1 protein-coding gene is annotated in these 1,109 nt (G+C 46.0%); it reads right to left on the reverse strand.

Annotated elements, in window-relative coordinates; all coding sequences use genetic code 11:
* Positions 1-18: 18 nt before the first annotated feature.
* Positions 19-1,048, reverse strand: a protein-coding gene (locus ACFI6J_RS21470; protein ID WP_161789755.1) for an IS630 family transposase whose coding sequence is annotated in 2 segments (ribosomal slippage) — positions 19-595 and positions 594-1,048 — 1,032 coding nt in all. Because the reading frame shifts where the segments join, the coding sequence is not laid out codon by codon here.
* Between the last annotated feature and the right edge of the window lie 61 nt (positions 1,049-1,109).

Here is a 1,109-nt window from a genome sequence, read left to right on the forward strand (position 1 = left end):
TTATACCAATTGCATTAATTAATTGACCAACTTTATCCACTCTCTCCAACAGAGATTTTTGACTCGTTCAACATCCGCAATGAATGTATTCCAAGCGCGAGAGACCTGTTCCACTATTTCTTCGTAACCTCGAAATACGCGGTTTGATAAGCAACGTTGCCGTAACCATTGCCATACTTGCTCCATCGGGTTCAGCTCCGGAGAATAAGGTGGGAGTTTTAACAGACTGACATTGGTAAATGGGCTGGCCGTATCGATCGTATGCCAGCCCGCGCCATCCATTACAACAACGGCATGACGCCCAGGCTCTGTCGCTTCACTTATTAATTTCAGATGCTGCTTCATCACCTCTTTATTCACAAGAGGGCTGATAAGCGCCTGAGTATTACCATTGCTCGGACACACCGCCCCAAAGACATAGCCATAATCGAATTGCTGTTGCTTTACTACTCTTGGCCTGCTGCCCTTGGCTGCCCATATTCTGGACGTCTGATTTTGCTGACCGAATCGTGCTTCGTCTTGAAACCAGACGTCAACGCGATCCAGAGGAAGATGACCGGGAGTGTGAAGGATCGTTTCCAGCAGGAAATTTTTTAAAAGTGTCCTGGGTTTGTTGTGATTGTTTAGGGTGTTTAGAGCGACTGGTTATCCAACTGAAACCGAGCGCATCCATGATGCGGTATACGTTTCGCAACTGATAATCGATTTGGAAGGTGTCGCTAATGTATTGTCGTACATCCTGTGCAATCAAACGCCCCCCCTCCTTTTTAACCGCATTTTCTTTGATAAAATGTGCGATCTGTTCTCGCTGGGAGACGGAGAGCTGACAGGGTCTACCCGGACTAGGTTTGGATTGCAGACCTTCAAGTCCGTGCGCCAGATAGTTGGATACCCAGGTATTAACACTGCCTCTGGCAACCCCAAGGTAAGTTGCTATCTGGGTTCGTGTTTCCCCATTCTTGAAATGATACAAAGCTAGATAGCGGGTTCGCAGTTGCCCGTTGGAGGTTTGCTTTGCTAATTGTTTAAAGTCGTCGGCTGTATGCATATCAAAATCACTCGAATATGAATACCACTATTAGATCAAACTTTTAAGACAATTGGTATTA

It is taken from the genome of Alteromonas sp. G4i13 (genome assembly GCF_054960505.1).